Consider the following 16,340-nt stretch of genomic DNA (forward strand, 5'->3'; position numbering starts at 1 on the left):
TGGCACAAGAGCGGCTTCGCGGGGAAGGTTCCGCATTGCCCGAATCGCCCGCGACCGCGCCGCGGAAATTCGGAAGCGCCGCCGCGGCACCGGGCGCTACGCTGGCGCTCCCCGACCGGAAAGCGGAGCATCGATGGCCTCCAAGCTCGACGGGCCGGTGCTCGAAGGCGCGCTGGTGCGCCTGGAGCCGCTCGGCCGCCACCACGCCCCCGACCTCGCCGCCGCGGGCGAAGAGGACCGGGCCACGTTCGGCTTCACGTGGGTGCCCACGGCCGAGGAGACCGGCGCCTACATCGACGCCCACCTCGCCCGCGCCGAAGCCGGGAAGCTCGCGCCCTACGCCCAGATCTCCCTTGAGACCGGCCGGGCCGTCGGCTCCACGTCCTTCTGGGACCCGCGGTACCTGCCCGACGACGGCCGCCTCTACGCCGTGGAGGTCGGCTTCACCTGGCTCGCGCCCTCCGCCCACGGCACCGGCGTCAACGCCGAGGCGAAGCTGCTGCTGTTCGGCCACGCCTTCGAGCAGTGGGGCGTCGCGCGCGTGGACCTGAAGACCGACGCGCGCAACGCCCGCTCCCGCGCGGCGATCGAGACCACCGGCGCCCGCTTCGAAGGCGTCCTGCGCAACTGGTCCCGCTCGTGGGTGCCCGGCGAGGACGGCGCGCTCCGCGACTCGGCGGTCTACTCCATCATCGACACCGAATGGCCCGAGTGCCGGGCCCGCCTCGAAGCGCGCGTAGCCGACCTCGCTCAGCGCCGCCGCGGCGGCGTCCCCCGCACCGGCCGGTAGTGGTCGTGCTGGGCCACGAACACCGCCTGGCCCCGCGTGACCGACGGCAGGCGCGTCTCGAAGCCGACGACCGCCTCGGTCGCCATCGTTCCCGACAGGTAACCGGTGGTGTCGGTGGAGAACTGGCCGGAGATGTCCGCGGCGGCGTCCCGCAGCAGTTGCAGGACCACGCTCGACGACCCGGCCGGGAACTCGATGTCGAAGCGGTGCACCGGCTCGAACACCCACGTCCCCGCCTCGGCCAGCATCTGGTCGAGCAGCAGCCCCGTGACCTCCCGGAAATCGGTCGCGCTCGCCACGCCGAGATACCCGGCGGCCGTCAGCGCCACCCGGCAGTCGGTCACGGCCCACCCGAACGGCCCCCGCCGGAACCGCTCGTGGACGGTCTCCTCGACGCCGTTGTGCAGCGCCCGCGTCAGCGAACCGCGCTCGACCTCCAGCTCGTACCGCAGCCCCGAGTCCGGCTCTCCCGGCTCCAGCCGCAGCCCGACCGTCACCGGTCGCGACGTCGGCGCCCAGCGGCCCATCTCGTGCAGCGCCTCGACCGGCCGGACGACGCGCTCGATGTGGATCGCCCGGGACTGCTCGAACTCGACGGCGATCCCGAACTCCTCGTCCAGCAGTGAGGCCACGACCTCCTTCTGGACCTCGCCGTAGAGCCGCACCGCCATGTGGCCGGCCAGCTCGTCGAGGTGCGGGTCCACCAGCGGGTCCCGCTCGGCCAGGCTCGCCAGGGCCTTGCGGAGCCGGATCCGCTCGGACGGGTCGACGGGACGGACGATCGTCTCCAGCGTCGGCGGCGTGAACAGGCCGCCCGGACCCAGCTCGTCCGGTGAGCCGATCGCGTCCCCGATGCGGATGTCGCTCAGCCCGGTCACCTTCGCGATGCCGCCGGGCGGCGCCGCGCCGCTCGCGGTCGACGTGCCGCCGGTGAACACCTCGACGCCGGTGACCTTGCCCTTGCTCGTCTCGATCTCGCCCTCGGCGCCCCGGCGGTAGGCCGTCACGCGCTCGCGCGGCCGGAGCGTCCCGCTGCGCACCCGCACGTACGCGAGCCGCTGCCCGCGCGCCCCGTGCTCCACTTTGAACACCGTCCCGCGCGGCCGGCCCGACGGCTCCGGCGTCGGCGAGGGCAGGTACCGCCGGATGCCCTCGGCCAGCGCCGCGACGCCCGCGCCGGTCACCGCCGACCCGAAGTACACCGGATGCGCGACGCCGCGCCTCGTCTGCGCGGCCAGCTCGGCCCCGCAGTCGAGCGCGCTCAACGGGTCCGGCTCGTCCAGGTACGCGGCCAGGAACGCGTCGCTGCCCGCCGCCAGCACCTCGGCGGCCCGCTCGAAGTGCTCGGGGTCCTTGAACGCGAGCGGCTCGACCTCGGCCCCGGCGGTCCCGATGCCGCGGACGATGTCCATCGGCAGGATCTGCGGCGTCAGCTTCGCGGCGATGTCGCGCAGCAGCTCGTCCTCGCGCGCACCGACCCGGTCGACCTTGTTGACGAACAGGATCGTCGGCACCCCGAGCCGCTTCAGGGTCCGCATGATGACCCTGGTCTGCGCCTGGACGCCCTCGACGGCCGAGACCACCAGGACCGCGCCGTCCAGCACGTGCAGCGCGCGCTCCACCTCGGCGATGAAGTCGGTGTGGCCGGGCGTGTCGATGAGGTTGACGGTGAGGTCGTCGAGGGTGAACGCGACCACCGCCGACTGGATCGTGATCCCGCGGCGCCGCTCCAGCTCCATGGAGTCGGTCTGGGTGCTGCCCCCGTCCACGCTCCCGACGCTGTCGATGATGCCCGCGTTGAACAGGAGCCGTTCGGTCAGACTGGTTTTACCGGCGTCGACATGCGCGAGTATCCCCAGGTTCAGAAAGTTCAATGGAAGTCCTCGGAAGAGAGATCTGCTGTCCTGGCGTGAAGAACTCCGCAGATTGGCGCATTCCGATCTCCCTTGCCTTCCGAGTTGGCACTGCCGTCCGAGTTGACGTTCGGCCCGGACATTAAGCGGCCGCAGGCGTCGGCGCAAGTGGTTTTCCGGCTTCGCACGATGGCGATAGAGTGCGAGCCATGAGCATCGTTGAGCGGAGAACGGCGATCGAGCGGGCGATCTCGCCCGCGGAGGTCAGGGCGGCCAACGAGCTGGCGCGCCGCTGGTTCGCCTCGCGCCCGCGCCCGCCCGCGGCGGCCGCGGGGCTCGGCGTCTGGCCGCTGCTCACCACGCTGGCCACCGGCGCCAGCGGCGAGACCCGCGACGAACTGCTCGACGCCGCCGGTATCGGCCCCGATCGCGCCGACTCGATCACCGGGGCGCTGCTCGCCGCAGCGCGGACGGTGCCCTCGATCCGCCTGGCGCTTGGCGTCTGGGCCGGTTCCGAGATCGCGCTCGACCCCGACTGGATCGCGAAGCTCCCGGCCAACGCGATCGGGACGCTGACCGGCGAGCCGGACGCGGACAAGGCCACCTTGGACCTGTGGGCGTCCGAGGAGACCGACGGGATGATCGAGCGGATGCCGCTCGACCTGACGCAGCGGATCGACCTGGTCCTTGCCAGCGCGCTCATGGTGCGCACGAAGTGGGTCACCGAGTTCCGCGATGCCGCAGTCCCCTTCCGATCGGGGCCGTGGGCGGGGCTCGGCCCCTGCCGTGTCCTGTCGAACACGATCCACGACGACGTGCTGCGCGTGAGTGAGGAGGCCGCCGTCCTCACCGTGCCCGGCCACGATGGGATCGACGTCCTCCTCGGCCTCGGCCGCGACGGCCTCGCGCCTGGTGAGGTCATGTCCACCCTCTTCGAAGCCGCGGGCGACCGCGCCTGGGGCCGCTCGTCCGCGGACATGGCGGTGGGGGAGGAGGCCCCCGGCGTCACGGTGTCCGAGTCCCGCTCGTCGAAGCCGCAGACCACCCCCGAGGTGAATGTCCGGACCGTGCGGTTCTCCGTCTCGGCCGACCTCGACCTGTCCGAGGACGCCGCCGCGCTCGGCCTGGAGTACGCCTGCGACGAGGACCGCGCCGAGTTCGACCGCCTCGCCGCCGAACCGACCTACGTCAGCCAGGCCAGGCAGCGCTGCGTCGCCGCCTTCAGCGCCACGGGGTTCGAGGCGGCCGCGGTCACCGCGATGGCGATGGCTCGCATGGGCGGCGTCGCGATGAAGACAGTCCACTGGCACCGGGAGGCGTCGATCGACTTCGATCGGCCCTTCGCCTACCTCGCCAGGCACCGGCCCTCCGGCCTGATCCTGGTCGGCGGCTGGGTGGACGAGCCCGAGCGGGCCGTCTGAGCCCGTTCACCGGCCGGTCCGAACTCGACGCCGACTCATAGAATGGCGGCGTGAGCGATAGGACATCGGCGCCGCCGGGCGAGCCGCGGCGATTCTGGACACCGGCCCCGGCGTCCGCCATGCCTCCCCGGCGACCGGCGCCGGACCTGTCCGACCCCGCCGAGTTCGCCGCCCGCGTCAAGCTGCGCTCACCCCGCTGGCAGGGCCCCGCCCTGCTGGCGGGGCTGGCGCTGTTCTGCCTGGTCTACTCCATGGTCCCCGGCGATTCGACGCTGCCACTGTCGGCCGACGGCAGACGCCTCGTGCTCCTGCTGCTCGCCGGGGCCTTCGCGGTCGCGGCGGCGACCGTCCTGTGGTGGGACCTGCGCACCCGAGCCGGCGCGTACCGCCGGGCCCACGCGGACTTCCTCGATTGCGGGACCGTCGCGCAGGGCTACCTCACCTCGTTGGACGTCGGACACGAGGAGTACCGGCCGGCGTGGGTGCTCATCGACTCCCGCGTGCCCGATGAGCAGGCGGCCCGCCTCTACGCGGCGTTCGACACCTGGATCGACGCCGTCCTGGCGGACCCGAAGCTCCGCCGCAGGGTGGTGATCTGGTTCCGCACCGGCGGCGAGACCGTCCCGAGCGAATCGGTGTTCGGCGCCGACGCGACCGGCGGGTTCCTCGTCGGCCCCCAGCTGCGCGGCCACTGGAAGCTGCTGCTGCCGACGGCCGGAGGCAAGTGGAAGGTGCATCCGGTGCTCTCCGCCGACCCGTCGGGCGAACCGGTGCCCACGCTCGGATCGGGAGCCTGAGGCCCGGTCCCGGGCTTACCGCTCATCCCTACCGTTCATCCGCGGGCGCCGCGTGCCAGCGCCACCTGGTCAGCCGAGCCCGTCCCGGCAGCGTCCCCCTCCCCGTGGCCCACAGCAGGGTCGGCCACGGCTCGGTGTCGGTCGGCGCGTCGGGGAACAGCCGCGCGAGCACCCGCGCGCACAGCTCGGCGGGCGGGTCCCACTCGAGCCCGAGCCCCTCGGCCAGGTCGTGCGTGTGGACCAGGATCTCCACCACGCCCATCGCCGCGAAGCCCTCCGGGTCGGACAGGCCCATGACGTGGTGGGCCCGCACCTCGGGAGGCATCGTGCGCACCATCGCGGCCAGCAGCGCCGCGGACGCCTCCAGCACCTGGAGCAGCCCCTCGGGGCCCGCCTCGCGTTCGGCGAAGACCGTGCTCGCCGGGCCGCCGCTGCGCCGCGGCTCGCACACGAACGGCACGTGGCCGTTGATCGGCGGGTGTCGCGGCCCCATCTGGACGGCGTAGGCGAACAGGTCGTCGGCGATGTGCTCGACGGTCTCCCAGCAGGTCCACTTCAGCGTCCCCGCCCGGTAGTCCCAGGCGTCGAGCTCGGCCTTCCGCAGCCGGTACACGGCCAGGTCGACGGCGAGTTCGACGTCCTCTGCGGAGACCGGAGCGATGTTCATGCGAGCACGATACCCGCCGGTCGCCCTCCCCTCCCCGGCGCGGACGGCCGCCCGGTCGGGCGACCCGCCCGGCGCGTCCCGGGGCCGGTCGACGCTTCTCGCCGCCGCCTCGGTTACGGTGATGGCCTCCCCCGCGTTCCGCCGCCGCGACCCCGCGCCGCCCGGACCGGACCCGCATCCCGAACCGCCCCTTGGCGTCCGGTATGGAAGTAGGACTGATGGACACCCCCAAGCCGATCGGATACTGGCTCAAACACCTCGACAACCTGATGGAACGGCAGTTCCAGGCCGCGCTCGAGGACTTCTCGCTCGACCGGCGCCACTGGCAGGTCCTCAACGTCCTCTACGGCGGCGCGCGGTCCCCCGAGGAGCTCGAGCGGGCGCTGGCGCCGTTCTGGGGCGAGGAGGAGGGCGTGGACATGGAGGCGGTGCTGCACGGCGAGGGCGGCCTGAGCCCGCGCGGCTGGATCCGCCGCTCGGACGTGGTGGTGGGGCTCAGCTACGACGGCTACGACGCCTACCAGAAGATCGCCGCGCGCGTCGAGGAGACGCGCGACACCATCCTGACCGACGTCAGCGCCGAGCAGTACGCCGAGACCATCCGGGTCCTGTCCGTCATGGCCTCCAACATCGAACGCGCCCTCCGCCGCCCCCGCTGATCAGGCGGCGCGCACGCCCAGCAGCTTCCTCGCCTCCGCGGCGCCCATCGCCGGGCGCCGCGCCAGGGCCGCCGCCTCGGCGGCGCGGCGGACCAGCTGGTCGTTGCCCGTCACCGGCTGCCGTCTGGCGAACGAGACCGTGTCCTCCATGCCCACCCGCAGGTGGCCGCCGTGCGCCAGCGAGGCGAACATGACCGGCAGCGTCGTCCGCCCGATCCCCGTGGCCGAGAACGTGGTCCCCTCCGGCAGATGGCGGCGGACCCCTTCGGCGAAGGCCGTCACGGTCGAGGCGTCCCCGGCGGCGCCGCCCGGCACGCCCAGCACGAAGTCGACGTGCACGTGGCCGCCGTACGGCAGCCCGTGCCGATCCAGCAGGCGCTCCAGCGACGCCAGGTGCCCCAGGTCGAACAGCTCGTACTCGGGCACGATCGCCGCGTCCCGCATCCGCCCGTGCAGCTCGACGACGAACTCCCAGCGGTTCATGAACACGCCGTCGCCGAAGTTCACCGTGCCCATCGTGCACGAGGCCATGTCCGGGGCCGCGTCGAGCACCTTCAGGCGGTCCTCCTCGGCGTCGGTGACCGCGCCGCCGGTCGACAGCTGCACGATCAGGCCGGTCGCCTCCCGCAGCGCCGCGACCGCCTCGCGCAGCCGCCCCCCGTCGAGCGTCGGCCGCGCCTCGTCGTCGCGCAGGTGCACGTGGATCACCGACGCGCCCGCCGCTTCGCAGGCCACGGCCGCCGCCGTCAGCTCGTCGAGCGTGACCGGCAGCGCCGGGACCTCCCGCTTGTCGACCTCGGCGCCCGTGGGTGCCACGGTGATGAGCGTCGATCCCATGTCAGACCCCCGAGTCGACCTGTGCGTCCTGCCGCTCGCTGGCCGCGCGCGAGGCGGCCGCCGCCTCGTTCCCGGCCGCCTTGGCCTCGGCGGGCGAGTTCATGTGCCGCCACCACTCCTGGCCCGCCTTCGGGAGCGTGTCGATCGGGTCGTAGAACGGGTAGCGGCGGGTCAGCGCGTCCGGGTCGTCGGCCTCGATCGAGGTCCGGTAGTTCTTCGTCCAGTACGAGATGCCCAGCTCGCGGTCGTACTCGGACAGCTGGTGGACCCAGCGCTTGCCGACCATCGGCACGTCGCAGATGATCCGCGGCGTCGCGTACCCCGGCAGGTAGCCCATGATCGCCGTCTGGAGGTCCTGCGCGGTGGCCACGGAGGTCCGCCAGTGCTCGGCGTTCGGGATCATGTCGCACATGTAGAAGTAGTACGGCAGGATGTTCGCCTCGCCCTGCATCGCGAAGCACAGGTCGAGCAGCGCCTCGGGGGTGTCGTTGACGCCGCGCATGAGCACGCCCTGGTTGCGCACGTCCCGCACGCCCGCGTCGAGCATCGCCGCCGCCGCGGCCGCCACGGTCGGCGTCACCGAGTTGGCGTGGTTGATGTGCGTGTGGATCGCCAGGTTCACGCCCTGACCCGCGGCGCGCTTGGCGACCCGCGCCATGCCCTCGACGATCTCGTCCTGCAGCCAGTGCTGCGGCAGGCCCATGAGCGCCTTCGTCGCGAGGCGGATGTCGCGGATCGTCTCGAGGTCGAGCAGTCGGTCCAGGAATGATTCCAGGTGCTTCCACGGCAGGTTCGCCACGTCGCCGCCGGAGACGACGACGTCCCGCACGCCGGGGTGCGCCTCCAGGTAGTCCAGGATCGCGCCCTGCCGGTCGACCGGCTTCAGCGCGAGCTTGCGCTTGTCGACCGTCGGGGTGGAGTTGCCGACCAGGTCCATGCGGGTGCAGTGCCCGCAGTATTGGGGGCAGGTCGACAGGAGCTCGGCGAGCACCTTCGTCGGGTACCGGTGAGTGAGCCCCTCGACGGCCCACATGTCGTGCTCGTGGAGCGAGTCGCGCGCCGCGAACGGGTGCGAGGGCCAGTCGGTGCGCCGGTCGGAGGCCACCGGGAGCATGTAGCGCCGGACCGGGTCGGCGTAGAACGCCTCGGTCCACGAGCCCCGCGCGGTCTCCTCGATCGCGGGGACCATCGTGTTGAGCATCTGCGGCGGCAGCAGCATCGACATCGTCGCCGCCGACGCGATGTCCCGCTCCAGGTCCTCGTAGAAGGCCTCGTCGAGCCGGTCGCCGGCCACGGCGCGCAGCTGCTTCACGTTCTTGACGCAGTTGACGCGCTGCCACTGCGCCGAGGCCCACTGCTCGGCGGTGACGTCGGCCCAGCCGGGGAACCGCGTCCAATCCGGCTCCACCAGCGTCCGCCGCCGGTACAAGTACGGCTGCTCCACCGCGGCGGATCGTCCGTCACCATGCGCTCGTTCGGTCACTCTCGCACCTCCGTGTCCGGGATGTTGGCCCGGGAAACCTGCAAGACGACGGATAGCCGTCTTGTGACGAGGATAACCTTCCGTTACAGTTGAGCGCCAGGTCTCGCATATTGAGATCGTATAAATTCCTCATCATAGGAAGGGCGGCAACGATGTCGACAGGCTCACCAGTCGGATCGCACCGAGTCGTCAGCCCCGCCGGGGTGCTGCCACAAGCAGCGGACCAACTCGACGACACACCCGATACAGCCGAGAACGAAGTCAGGATCCGCGTCGAGCGCCTCAACCTCGACGCCGCCTCCTACCGGCAGCTCCACACCGCCCACTCGGGCGACGGACCAGCGATCAGAGCCGCCGTCCTCGACCTCATCGAGCGGCGCGGCAAGATGCACAACCCCGAGACCGGCTCCGGCGGCATGCTCATCGGCACCGTCGACGCCGTCGGCGAACGCTCGCCCCTCGGCCTCGAACCCGGGCAGAAGATCGCCACCCTCGTCTCGCTCACCCTCACCCCGCTGCGCATCGACGACGGCCTCGCGCGCTGGGACGGCCTGAGCGAGCAGATCCCCACCAGCGGGCACGCCGTCCTCTTCGCCCGCTCCATCGCCGCCGTCCTCCCCGACGACCTGCCCGAGGAGCTGGCCCTCGCCGTCTTCGACGTCTGCGGCGCGCCCGCCCTCGTCCGCCGCACTGTGCTTCGAAAAACCAGCGCCCGCCGCGCCCGCTGCACCGTCGCCGTCCTCGGCGCCGCCGGCAAGTCCGGCTCCCTCTCCCTGGCCGCCGCCCACGACGCCCGCGCCGCCACCGTCCTCGGCGTCGTCCGCGACGACGCCGAAGCCGCCCGCCTCAAGGCCACCGGCCTCGCCGACCGCATCGCCGTCGCCGACGCCACCGACCCCCTCGCCCTCGCCGAGGCCGTCACCGACGCCCTCGACGGACGCGGCGCCGACGTCACCGTCGTCTGCGTCGACGTCCCCGGCTGCGAGCACGGCGCCATCCTCGCCACCGGCACCGGCGGCACCGTCGTCTTCTTCTCGATGGCCACCTCCTTCCCCGCCGCCGCGCTCGGCGCCGAAGGGCTCGCCGCCGACGTCGAGATGCTCATCGGCAACGGCTACGTCCCCGGCCACGCCGACTACGCGCTCAGCCTCATGGCCGCCAACCCGCCCCTGCGCGAGCTGTTCGAGGCCCGGATCGGCGGTGGCGAATGACCGCGCTCCTGCCGCTCGACCCCGACCTCGTCGAACGCGCCCGCCGCCTCGCCGCCCAGGCCGGACAGCCCGTCGTCGACCTCGCCCGCAGCCGCACCACCCTCTCGGTCGAACGCGCGACCCTGCGCCTCGCCGGGCTCACCGGCGCCGACCCCGACGGCATCCCGTGGGTCAACCGCCTCGTCGACGCCGTCGCCGACCAGACCGGCATCGAGCACGGCGCGGCCCTCCCCGTCTTCCACGCCCTCGCCCAGGGGAACCACCCGGACCTGACCCGCCTCGCCCACGCCAGCGCCGCGGGCGGCGTCAAGTTCGAGCTCCCCACCGGCGGCGCCGCCGAGACCGCCCGCGGCCTCGCCCGCGCCGCCGTCGGCACCGGCTTCGACCGCATCGACGCCCAGCGCCGGGCCCGCGCCGACATGGTCGCCCGGATCGGCGACCCGCCGCAGCGGCCCTGGATCTACCTCATCGTCGCCACCGGCGACATCTACGAGGACATGCCCCAGGCCCAGGCCGCCGCCAGAGCGGGAGCCGACATCATCGCCGTCATCCGCTCCACCGGGCAGTCCCTCCTGGACTACGTCCCCGAGGGCGCCACCCGCGAGGGCTTCGCCGGAACCTACGCCACCGGCGAGAACTTCCGGCTCATGCGCTCCGCCCTCGACGAGACCTCCCGCGAGGTCGGCCGGTACGTGCGGCTGTGCAACTACGCCTCGGGGCTCTGCATGCCCGAGATCGCCGCGCTCGCCGGGATGAACCGGCTCGACATGATGCTCAACGACTGCATGTACGGCATCCTGTTCCGCGACATCAACCCGATCCGCACCTTCGTCGACCAGCGCTTCAGCCGCCAGATCCACGCCAGGGCCGGGATCATCATCAACACCGGCGAGGACAACTACCTCACCACCGCCGACGCGGTCGAGGCCGCCCACACCGTCACCGTCTCCCAACTGCTCAACGAGTACTTCGCGCACGAGGCGGGACTGAGCGACGAACTGCTCGGCCTCGGGCACGCCTTCGAGATCAACCCCGAACTGCCCGAGTCGTTCCGGCTCGAACTCGCGCACGCGCTGCTGGCGCGCCAGCTGTTCCCCGACGCGCCCCTGAAGTGGATGCCGCCGACCAAGCACATGACCGGCGACGTCTTCCGCGGCAACCTCCTCGACGGGTTCTTCAACCTCGCCGGGGTCATGACCGGGCAGTCGATCCTCCTGGTGGGCATGATGACCGAGGCGGTCGTCACGCCGTGGCTGTCGGACCGGGACATCGCCCTGCAGAACGTCCGCTACGTGCTCGGGGCGGCCTCCGGCCTCGCCGAGGACTTCCGCCCGCCCCCCGACGGCTTCATCGCGAACCGCGCGAACCAGGTCCTCGGCGAGGCCGTCGACCTCCTCGGACGCATCAGGGACGACGGGCTGCTGAACGCCATCGCCGACGGCACCTTCGGCATCATGAAGCGCCCGGCCGACGGCGGTCGCGGTCTCGAAGGCGTCGCCGAACGCGCCGACGACTACTTCAATCCCGCCGGTGAGGCCCTGGAATCCAGTGAGGAGGAAGCCCGATGACCAGGATCGTCCGCCCCTACGGCGACACCACCGGCGACGGCATGGTGCAGGTCTCCTTCACACTCCCAGTGCCCCACGACAAGCGCGCCGAAGGCGCCGCCGCGCAGCTTGCGGCCAAGATGGGCCTCGACAACGCGATGATCGTCCACGCCAAGGCGATCGGCGCCGGACACACGTTCTTCGTCGTCTACGGCGCCGCCAGGCACCTGGTCGACCTCGACGAGGTCGAGGTCGTCGAGCGCGACTACCCGCTGCTGAGCCCCAAGGAGGTCAACGACCTCGTCAAGGAGCGCCTCGGCCGCAAGCTGTGCGTCGTGGGCGCCTGCATCGGCACCGACGCGCACACCGTCGGCATCGACGCGATCCTCAACATCAAGGGCGTGGCGGGGGAGAAGGGCCTGGAGTACTACCGCGAGCTGCGCGTGGTCAACCTCGGCGCGCAGGTCGCCGTCCCCGAGCTGGTCAACCGCGCCCTCAAAGAGGAAGCGGACGCGGTGCTGGTCAGCCAGGTCGTGACCCAGAAGGACGCCCACCTCCACAACACCCGCGAGATGGCCGCCGCCTTCCGCGAGGCACTGCCGCCCGAGAAGCGCCCGCTCCTCGTCGTCGGCGGCCCGCGCTTCGACGAGCGCGCCGCCGCCGAACTCGGCGTCGATCGCGTCTTCTCGCGCGGCACCACGCCGGGCGACGTCGCCTCCTACCTCGTCCACCGCATCATCAAGGAACCAGTCGCATGACCAGCCACGACGGACTCACCGTCACCCATCGGCGCTATGTGCCGCACAGCCACGCCCACTACGGCGGGAACCTCGTGGACGGCGCCTATGCACTCGGTATGTTCGGCGACGTGGCCACGGAGATCTGCATCCGCACCGACGGCGACGAAGGACTGTTCGCGTCCTACGCGGACGTGCAGTTCAAGTCGGCGATCCGAGCGGGCGACGTCGTGGAGGCCACGGGAACGGTCACCCGCACCGGCAACCGCAGCCGCACCATCGAGTTCGCGCTGACCGTCGTCTGCCGCTCCGACCCCGACCGGAGCGCCTCGGCCGCGGCCGTCCTCGAAGCGCCGATCGTCGCCACCACGGCCACCGGCACCGTCGTGGTGCCATGACGGGCACGGTCGTGAACGCAGTCGGGGGCATCGTCATGTGCGTCGACGTCGGCTCGACCTACACCAAGGCCGCCGCCGTCAGCGCCGACACGGGCACGCTCCTGGGAAGCGCCTCGCACCCGACCACACTCGACACCGACGTCATGGACGGCCTGAAAGCGGCCACGGAAGCGGCGTCCCCGAAAGGCGCAGGCGTCGTCGACACGCTCGTGTGCTCCTCGGCCGGAGGCGGCCTGCGACTCGGAGTGATCGGCAACGAGCCGCTGGTGACCGCCAGAGCCGCTTACCGGGCGGGACTCTCGGCCGGAGCCCGAGTGGTGGAGGTCTGCGCCGGTGACATCGGCGAAGCGGACATGGAGCGGCTCGCAGGGGCCCGCCCGGACGTCCTGCTGCTGGCGGGAGGCACGGACGGCGGCGACGAGACGGCGCTCCTGGCCCACGCCGAGGCGCTGGCCGCCGCTCGACTTCGCGCACCGGTCGTCTTCGCGGGCAACGCCGCAGCGGCAGTGGACGTCCGCAGGCTCCTCACCAGCGCCGGGTTCGAATTGACCTGTGTGGACAACGTCCTGCCGCGCATAGGCAGCCTCGACCCCGTGCCCGCCCGGACCGCGCTCCGCGAGGTGTTCCTGCGCCACGTGATCGCCGGAAAGCACCTGTCGGCCCAAGCCGGCTTCACCGACATGGTCAAGGCCGCCACGCCCGACGCCGTCCTGACCGGCATCGAACTCCTCGCCGACATGACCGGCGAAGACCTGCTCGCGGTGGACGTCGGAGGAGCGACCACCGACGTGTACTCGGTGCTCACACCGGACGCCGAAATGAGCGGCCCGCGCGCCGAAGTCGCCGGAACCGCCTGGCGATCGAGGACGGTAGAAGGCGACCTGGGCGTGCGCCACACGGCCACGGGCATAGTGGAGGCCGCCGAAGCCGCCGACCTCGACGTCCCCACCACGCTCCGCGACGCCGCCCGCCACCGCACCGAACACCCCGGCTTCCGGGCCGAGACCGAAGCGGAACGAACGGCCGACGCCGAGCTCAGCGCGCTCGCGGCGACCGTGGCGGTCGGCCGCCACGCCAGAGGCGAGCGCATCGGCGGCCCGACCGAGCCGCTGCGCGGCGGCAAGGACCTGGCAGCGGTCAAGCTGGTGATCGGCTCGGGAGGCGTGCTGCGCCGCGATCCCGAATCACCGCAGTGGCTCCGCGAAGCGGTCTGCGGCCACACCGCCGGAGGCTTCCGCCCACCGACAGCCGCCAGGATCGTCATCGACGCCGCCTATGCACTCGCCCCGGCCGGACTCATGGCCGCGAACGGACATCGGACCGCCGCCGAGGCCCTGCTACGCGAGACGCTGCTCAGCTCGCTGATGCGCTTTCCATTCATCGACTGAAAATTTATCAGAAGTGATAATATTGGATCATGGACGGGATTGGGCACGCTTACGACGAGGCCAGCGGAGATCTGCGCGCGGTATTGGATTCCGCTGCGAAACTCCAGGAACTGGTCCCTGACGCGGTCCTGGTCGGCGGCTCCGCCGCGGCGCTCTACGCCGGGCACCGGGATTCCTACGACCACGACCATGTCGTAGCCGACCTCCGTGACCGGTTCGATGTCGTGCTCGAGGCGCTCGAGTCCGAAGGCGAGTGGGTCACCAACCGGGTGCGACCGGGCAAGATCATCCTCGGCAGCCTCGGAGACATCGAGACCGGTGTGCGGCAACTGATCCGTCGACGGCCGTTGGAGACTGCCGAGATCGAGTTGGGCAGCGGTCGGCTCCTGCGAGTGCCCACTCCCGCTGAGACCTTGCGGATCAAGGCGTTCCTGATCGTTCGGCGGAACCAGACCCGCGACTATCTCGACGTCGCGGCGTTGAGCGCTCGATACGGTACCGAGCATGCGGCGGCGGTCCTCAGCGACATCGACGAGTACTACGCCGATCAGCGCAGCGAGGACGAGGGAGTCCGGTCACAGTTGGTCCGCCAGCTCAGCGAACCGCGACCGGCGGACTCCGCGGTCACCGCCGAGCTCGGTGCCTATCGCAACCTGAGCGAACGATGGACCGACTGGTCGAACGTGGTCGCCGCCTGCGGGGCGCTGGCCGAGCGGATCGCGAGAGGATGAGGAGATGGCACTGCGGTTCCGAAACCTGAACGTCTCACCGGACGACCCGGTGAAGCGGTGGCCGGTCGAGGCGGTCCAGACCGCGTTGGAACGAGGATCGGTGCGGGACTGGCAGCGGCTGATCGAGGTGATCGACCGCGACCCCTGGGGCAAGACGGCTCGCCAGGTCGAGCACGTCTTGACCTACAGCCGCCCGTACGGCGTCGCGAACCTGATGGAACGAGTGCTGCGCAGCGCCAGAGCGGGAGCCGAACGCGCCGAACGGGCAGCTGTGGCCGGTAAGGTCAAGCAGGCCATCACCGCCTCGGGGCTGACGCGCGCCGAATTCGCCTCGCGCATCGGAACCTCGGTCTCACGCCTGTCGACCTATGCCACGGGCAAGGTCGTGCCATCCGCGGCGCTCATGATCCGCATTGAGCGGGTCGCCGCGGACAGCTCGTCAGAAAGCCACGAGATCAGGTAGCCACCGCTGGGTGCCTTACGGGACTCGCCGAGCGCGCCCGGCCCGCGCCGACACACCCCCGGCGCGGGCCGCGAAACCGTTGCGGGAGGCGCCGCCCGTCGGTTAGAACTACTCGTGGGCCGAGCCGTGGCCCGTCCCCGAGGAGGCCCGCATGTCCACCGCACCACCGTCCCCACCCCGCTGGCACCGGCCTATGGCCCCGCGCCGCGCCGACGAGGCCCACCGCGTCGCCACGCCGCTGGAACTGCTCTACGACCTCGTCTTCGTCGTCGCCATCGCCCAGGCCGCCGCGGGCCTGCACCACGCCCTCGCCGAAGGCCACTGGCAGACCGGGCTCGTCAACTACGCCATGGTCTTCTTCGCGATCTGGTGGACCTGGCTCAACTTCGCGTGGTTCGCCTCGGCCTACGACACCGACGACACCCCGTACCGGATCGCCGTCATGGTCCAGATGGCCGGGGCGCTCATCCTCGCCGCGGGCATCGAATCGGCCTTCGAGCACCGCGAGTTCCTGGTCGTCACCATCGGCTACACCGTGATCCGCCTGGCGATGGTGCCCCAGTGGCTGCGCGCCGCCCACTCCGACCCCGCCCGGCGCACCACCTGCCGCCGCTACGCCGCGGGCGTCACCGCCGTCCAAGTCTGCTGGTGGATCGCCGCGCTGGCCGTCCCCGATACGGCCTACCTCTACGTCTGGATGGCCCTGGTGGTCTTCGAACTGCTGGTCCCGGTCTACGCCGAGCGGGCCGAGACCACCACCTGGCACCCCCACCACATCGCCGAGCGCTACAGCCTGTTCACCATCATCGTGCTCGGCGAGACCGTCCTGGCCTCGACGCTGGCCGTCAAGGCCGCCTTCGCGACCGGGCACGACCGCATCCAGGTCCTCGTCACCGCCGCGGCCGGGCTGGTCGTCCTCTTCTCGATGTGGTGGCTCTACTTCGACCGGCCCGTCCACGACCTCCTCACCAACCTGCGCATGGGGTTCCGCTGGGGCTACGGCCACTACCTGGTCTTCGCCTCGGCCGCCGCGGTCGGCGCCGGGACGGAGATCGCCGTCGAATCGATCGAGGGGGAAGCACGTCTCGGTCCGGTCGCCTCCGCGGCCCCGGTGGCGGTGGCCGTCGCCGTCTACGTGCTCAGCGTCTGGGTCCTCCAGGTCCTGCCGCGCGGCCGCGGGCCACTGGCCTGGGCCTACCCGCTGTGCGCGGTCCTGGTGCTGGCCTCGATGCTCGTCCCCTGGACCCTCGCGGCGATCGCCCTGCTGATGGCGGGCCTGGTGGCCTGGACGGTCACCGTCAACCATCGCGAGGCCGCGCGCGGCTCGGCGACCTGAGGCCGGAGGCGGCCGGACGGAT

At 71.8% G+C, this 16,340-nt stretch carries 16 protein-coding genes; 12 read left to right on the top strand and 4 right to left on the bottom strand.

Annotated features, from left to right (window positions below; translation table 11 throughout):
- Positions 1-133 precede the first annotated feature (133 nt).
- Entirely contained in the window at positions 134-790 is a 657-nt protein-coding gene (locus H613_RS0111550; RefSeq protein WP_026923918.1) for a GNAT family N-acetyltransferase, read from the top strand.
- Here the strand turns inward: H613_RS0111550 and H613_RS26065 are convergent.
- Positions 751-2,664 carry an elongation factor G gene (locus H613_RS26065; protein ID WP_035737742.1) on the bottom strand — a complete coding sequence of 638 codons (1,914 nt, stop codon included), beginning with the start codon at positions 2,662-2,664 and terminating at the stop codon, positions 751-753. The genes H613_RS0111550 and H613_RS26065 overlap by 40 nt on opposite strands.
- Before the next feature lie 188 nt (positions 2,665-2,852).
- On the opposite strand from H613_RS26065, the gene H613_RS26070 reads away from it, so the two are divergent.
- Together H613_RS26070 and H613_RS0111565 are read left to right on the top strand one after the other, a co-directional pair.
- Positions 2,853-4,064 carry a serpin family protein gene (locus H613_RS26070; RefSeq protein ID WP_051393261.1) on the top strand — a complete coding sequence of 404 codons (1,212 nt, stop codon included), beginning with the start codon at positions 2,853-2,855 and terminating at the stop codon, positions 4,062-4,064.
- A gap of 50 nt (positions 4,065-4,114) precedes the next feature.
- Positions 4,115-4,861: a hypothetical protein gene (locus tag H613_RS0111565; RefSeq protein ID WP_156925974.1), complete on the top strand. Its 747-nt coding sequence runs from the start codon at positions 4,115-4,117 to the stop codon at positions 4,859-4,861.
- Positions 4,862-4,889: 28 nt separating this feature from the next.
- Here the strand turns inward: H613_RS0111565 and H613_RS0111570 are convergent, their stop codons facing one another.
- Complete coding sequence (locus H613_RS0111570) at positions 4,890-5,528, bottom strand: maleylpyruvate isomerase N-terminal domain-containing protein (protein WP_026923920.1); 639 nt, start codon at positions 5,526-5,528, stop codon at positions 4,890-4,892.
- Between the two features lie 218 nt (positions 5,529-5,746).
- Here H613_RS0111570 and H613_RS0111575 point away from each other — a divergent pair, with 218 nt between their 5' ends.
- A complete protein-coding gene (locus H613_RS0111575) occupies positions 5,747-6,187 on the top strand; it encodes a hypothetical protein (RefSeq protein ID WP_035737746.1) in 441 nt (146 codons plus the stop codon).
- On the opposite strand, the gene H613_RS0111580 is transcribed toward H613_RS0111575, so the two are convergent.
- Together H613_RS0111580 and H613_RS0111585 are read right to left on the bottom strand one after the other, a co-directional pair.
- Entirely contained in the window at positions 6,188-7,024 is an 837-nt protein-coding gene (locus H613_RS0111580) for a 3-keto-5-aminohexanoate cleavage protein (RefSeq protein ID WP_026923922.1), read from the bottom strand. It lies immediately after the preceding gene.
- A gap of 1 nt (position 7,025) precedes the next feature.
- Positions 7,026-8,507 (bottom strand): KamA family radical SAM protein, encoded by a 1,482-nt coding sequence (locus H613_RS0111585; RefSeq protein WP_051393262.1) that lies wholly within the window; start codon positions 8,505-8,507, stop codon positions 7,026-7,028.
- A gap of 152 nt (positions 8,508-8,659) precedes the next feature.
- On the opposite strand from H613_RS0111585, the gene kdd reads away from it, so the two are divergent.
- The 8 genes from kdd (at position 8,660) to H613_RS0111625 (ending at position 16,318) form a co-directional block, all read left to right on the top strand.
- Complete coding sequence (gene kdd / locus H613_RS0111590) at positions 8,660-9,718, top strand: L-erythro-3,5-diaminohexanoate dehydrogenase (RefSeq protein ID WP_035737749.1); 1,059 nt, start codon at positions 8,660-8,662, stop codon at positions 9,716-9,718.
- The gene (gene kamD / locus H613_RS0111595; protein WP_026923925.1) at positions 9,715-11,286 is read left to right on the top strand and encodes a lysine 5,6-aminomutase subunit alpha; all 1,572 of its coding nucleotides are present in this window, start codon (positions 9,715-9,717) and stop codon (positions 11,284-11,286) included. Before kdd ends, kamD begins: the two co-directional genes overlap by 4 nt.
- On the top strand, positions 11,283-12,023 hold the full coding sequence (kamE, locus tag H613_RS0111600) for a lysine 5,6-aminomutase subunit beta (protein ID WP_026923926.1): 741 nt from the start codon (positions 11,283-11,285) through the stop codon (positions 12,021-12,023). The genes kamD and kamE overlap by 4 nt, the downstream gene beginning before the upstream one ends.
- A complete protein-coding gene (gene kal / locus H613_RS0111605; protein ID WP_026923927.1) occupies positions 12,020-12,400 on the top strand; it encodes a 3-aminobutyryl-CoA ammonia lyase in 381 nt (126 codons plus the stop codon). The genes kamE and kal overlap by 4 nt, the downstream gene beginning before the upstream one ends.
- 35 nt (positions 12,401-12,435) lie before the next feature.
- Positions 12,436-13,788, top strand: a complete 1,353-nt coding sequence (locus H613_RS0111610) for a glutamate mutase L (protein ID WP_342673017.1) — start codon at positions 12,436-12,438, stop codon at positions 13,786-13,788.
- 29 nt (positions 13,789-13,817) lie between these two features.
- Positions 13,818-14,519 carry a hypothetical protein gene (locus H613_RS0111615; protein WP_051393263.1) on the top strand — a complete coding sequence of 234 codons (702 nt, stop codon included), beginning with the start codon at positions 13,818-13,820 and terminating at the stop codon, positions 14,517-14,519.
- 4 nt (positions 14,520-14,523) lie between these two features.
- Positions 14,524-14,982, top strand: coding sequence for a helix-turn-helix domain-containing protein (locus tag H613_RS0111620; RefSeq protein ID WP_026923930.1), 459 nt, complete (start codon positions 14,524-14,526; stop codon positions 14,980-14,982).
- Positions 14,983-15,133: 151 nt separating this feature from the next.
- A complete protein-coding gene (locus H613_RS0111625) occupies positions 15,134-16,318 on the top strand; it encodes a low temperature requirement protein A (RefSeq protein WP_026923931.1) in 1,185 nt (394 codons plus the stop codon).
- Positions 16,319-16,340 lie beyond the last annotated feature (22 nt).

Origin of the sequence: Glycomyces arizonensis DSM 44726 (assembly GCF_000482705.1) — a bacterium.
Lineage (GTDB): Bacteria > Actinomycetota > Actinomycetes > Mycobacteriales > Micromonosporaceae > Glycomyces > Glycomyces arizonensis.

Coding starts and splice junctions, on each gene's coding strand:
- H613_RS0111550 (WP_026923918.1), top strand. CDS start 134: ATGGCCTCCAAGCTCGACGGGCCGGTGCTCGAAGGCGCGCTGGTGCGC.
- H613_RS26070 (WP_051393261.1), top strand. CDS start 2,853: ATGAGCATCGTTGAGCGGAGAACGGCGATCGAGCGGGCGATCTCGCCC.
- H613_RS0111570 (WP_026923920.1), bottom strand. CDS start 5,528: ATGAACATCGCTCCGGTCTCCGCAGAGGACGTCGAACTCGCCGTCGAC.
- H613_RS0111575 (WP_035737746.1), top strand. CDS start 5,747: ATGGACACCCCCAAGCCGATCGGATACTGGCTCAAACACCTCGACAAC.
- H613_RS0111580 (WP_026923922.1), bottom strand. CDS start 7,024: ATGGGATCGACGCTCATCACCGTGGCACCCACGGGCGCCGAGGTCGAC.
- kdd (WP_035737749.1), top strand. CDS start 8,660: ATGTCGACAGGCTCACCAGTCGGATCGCACCGAGTCGTCAGCCCCGCC.
- kamD (WP_026923925.1), top strand. CDS start 9,715: ATGACCGCGCTCCTGCCGCTCGACCCCGACCTCGTCGAACGCGCCCGC.
- kamE (WP_026923926.1), top strand. CDS start 11,283: ATGACCAGGATCGTCCGCCCCTACGGCGACACCACCGGCGACGGCATG.
- kal (WP_026923927.1), top strand. CDS start 12,020: ATGACCAGCCACGACGGACTCACCGTCACCCATCGGCGCTATGTGCCG.
- H613_RS0111610 (WP_342673017.1), top strand. CDS start 12,436: ATGTGCGTCGACGTCGGCTCGACCTACACCAAGGCCGCCGCCGTCAGC.
- H613_RS0111615 (WP_051393263.1), top strand. CDS start 13,818: ATGGACGGGATTGGGCACGCTTACGACGAGGCCAGCGGAGATCTGCGC.
- H613_RS0111620 (WP_026923930.1), top strand. CDS start 14,524: ATGGCACTGCGGTTCCGAAACCTGAACGTCTCACCGGACGACCCGGTG.
- H613_RS0111625 (WP_026923931.1), top strand. CDS start 15,134: ATGTCCACCGCACCACCGTCCCCACCCCGCTGGCACCGGCCTATGGCC.